The organism is Falsiroseomonas sp. RANM36 (genome assembly GCF_056682175.1).
This window is the reverse complement of the sequence record NZ_JBWXTD010000005.1, coordinates 494,463-497,154: the sequence shown is the minus strand read 5'-3', so window position 1 is coordinate 497,154 and position 2,692 is coordinate 494,463. Positions and strand designations below refer to the sequence as shown.

The window sequence follows — 2,692 nt, the reverse complement described above, 5'->3', positions numbered from 1 at the left end:
TCCACGCCGAAGCCGCCGGCGCCGTCGCCGCAACGGCGCAGGACCCCGCGGGTGGCGGTGGCCTCCCAGGGGTTGCCCGCCGCCTGGCGCGCGCCGCGGGGCGGGGCGGGGGCGGGCGGGGGGCGCGGCGGCCGGCGCCGCGCTGCAGGCCATGGGCGGCGCGACGGCGGAGATGGAGGACGCACTCGCCCGCGGCGACCGCGCCGCATGGGCGGCGGCCGATGACCGCTTCCACCGCGCCCTGCTCGCCGGAAGCGGCAACCCGAAACTGGCGCGGCTGGCGGGCACGGCCGCCGACCAGGCGCAGCGCGCCCGCGCCGCGACCGCCACGCGCCGTCCCGCCCCCCACGCCTCCGCGCGCGAGCATGCCGCCATCCTGGCTGCGCTGGCATCCGGCGATGCGGCCGGCGCGCAGGCGGCCGTGGCCGCGCATCGGACACGCGCGAGCCGGGAGATCCTGCACGCGCTGGGCGCCTGACCGGGGCAATCGCGAAGCCACGGCGCGGATCGTCCTCTTCGGGAGCGTTCGAACCGTTCCATACCAGGATGCATTTTACAAGCGAATTGCCGCGGCGCGCCGGACCGGCATGATGGCGCCAGGAAAGGATCCCCCCGCATGACCTGGGACGATGCCAGGGCCCGCGCCGCCCTGCGCAGCCTGTTCGACGCCGCGCTCGCCGCGGCCGACCCGCTGACCTGCCTCGCCCCCCACCTGCCCGACCCACCGCGGGACGGGCGGGTGGTGGTGGTGGGCTGCGGCAAGGCGGCGGCGAAGATGGCGGCGGCGGTGGAGGCCGCCTGGGCCGCCGTGCCGCTTTCGGGCGTGGTCGTCACCACCCATGGCGCCGACCTGCCGGACCCGCCCGCGGATCGCCGCATCGCGCTGCGCTTCGCCAGCCACCCCGTCCCCGACGCGCCCGGCGCCGCCGCCGCGGCCGAGATGCTCGCCGCCGTCCGCGGCCTCACCGAGCGCGATCTCGTGCTGTTCCTCGTCTCGGGCGGCGGATCGGCGCTCTCCACCCTGCCCGCCCCCGGCCTGACGCTGGAGGACCTGGTCGCGGTGAACCGCGAATTGCTCCGCTCCGGCGCCCCGATCGGCGAGATGAACTGCATCCGCAAACACCTCTCGGCCTTCTCCGGCGGGCGGCTGGCCGCGGCGGCGCATCCGGCGCGCGTGGTGACGCTCGCGATCAGCGACGTGCCCGGCGACGACCCGGCGGTGATCGCCAGCGGCCCGACCGTTGCCGATCCCACCACCTTCGCCCAGGCGCGCGGCCTGGTCGCGCATTACGGCATGGCGCTGCCGGAGGCCGTGACGGCGCATCTCGCCGCCGCGGCGAAGGAGACGCCGAAGCCCGGCGATCCCCGCCTCGCCGGCGCCGAGCTCCGCATGATCGCGACGCCGCTGATGGCGCTGGAGGCGATGGCCGCCGAGGCCCGCGCCCTCGGCCTGGCGCCCATCATCCTGGGCGACGCCCTGGAAGGCGAGGCATCGGTGGTCGGCAAGGTCCTGGCCGGCATCGCCCGCGGCGCGGCCGCGCATGGCCATCCGGTGCGCCCGCCCTGTGTGATCCTTTCGGGCGGCGAGACCACCGTGACGCTTCCGGCCGGGGCCTCGGGCCGCGGGGGCCGTAGCACCGAATGCCTGCTCGGGCTCACCCTTGCCCTGGAGGGCCATGCCGGCATCTGGGCGCTCTGCGCCGACACCGACGGCATAGACGGCAAGTCCGACGCGGCCGGCGCGGTCTCTGCGCCCGACACGCTGGCCCGCGCCCGCGCCGCCGGGCTCGATGCGCGGGAAAAGCTGGCCGCGCATGACAGTTACGGCGTGTTCGACGTGCTCGGCGACCTGCTGCGCACCGGCCCGACGCTGACCAACGTCAACGATGTCCGCGCGGTGCTGGTGGCCTGACCCGCCTGTCGGCCGACTTTACATCCGGCGCTGCACTCTTCGCTCTTTGCGCGATAGCGCATTGAATTTACTGTGCGCACAGCCGCGGCATAGAATTCGCATTGTTACCTCCACAATGGCCAGACGCGCTGTCCTGGCCGAATGGGGGAAATCTCCGATGTCGAAGCGTCTTGCGCTGGTCGCGCTCACCGCCCTGGCCCTCGCCGCGGCCCCGCCGCAGGCCGAGGCGGCCGTGATCAACGGGAAGTTCACCTTCTCGTTCAGCAACGGCGGGTCGATCAATCCGTTCAGCGGGTCCTTCGACATCAATTTCGACACTGCCACAAACGTCACCACCGACACGACCACGGGCCTGTCCAACGTGGTGCTGCCCTTCGCGCTGTCCTCGGGCACCTCGGCCTACAACTACTTCGCCTCGGCTTTCGGCTGGACCGACGTGCTGGTCGTCGGCGGGACCGAGTTTGGCGTTACGGTCATTTTCGGCAACACCAACGACTATTTCGTCGCCATCCAGAATGTCTCGACCAACCCGACCTTCGTCCAGGGGGCCTATCACACGGCCCAAGCCGGCTTTGAGGCCAACGTTGTCACCGGAGAGGTCACCTTCACCCCGGCCTCCACAGCGATCCCCGAGCCGGCCTCCCTCGCGCTGCTCGGCCTCGGCCTGCTCGGCCTCGCCGGGGTGCGCCGCCGAGCGGCATAAGCAGCCTTCGCATAACTAAGCAACCTGGAAGTCACTCGACTTCCCGCTTAGGAATTGTAGGGTCGCGCTTATGCGCG

The 2,692-nt window shown here is 72.8% G+C and carries 3 protein-coding genes; all 3 read left to right on the top strand.

Annotated features, from left to right (window positions below):
• Positions 1–478 (top strand): FCD domain-containing protein (locus AC1MIR_RS20380; protein ID WP_480030011.1); only part of this gene is annotated, 478 nt, incomplete at its 5' end.
• Between the two features lie 138 nt (positions 479–616).
• Positions 617–1,912, top strand: a complete 1,296-nt coding sequence (locus AC1MIR_RS20375) for a glycerate kinase type-2 family protein (RefSeq protein ID WP_480030010.1) — start codon at positions 617–619, stop codon at positions 1,910–1,912.
• A 157-nt stretch (positions 1,913–2,069) separates the two neighbouring features.
• On the top strand, positions 2,070–2,615 hold the full coding sequence (locus AC1MIR_RS20370; protein WP_480030009.1) for a PEP-CTERM sorting domain-containing protein: 546 nt from the start codon (positions 2,070–2,072) through the stop codon (positions 2,613–2,615).
• The last annotated feature ends 77 nt before the right edge of the window (positions 2,616–2,692 follow it).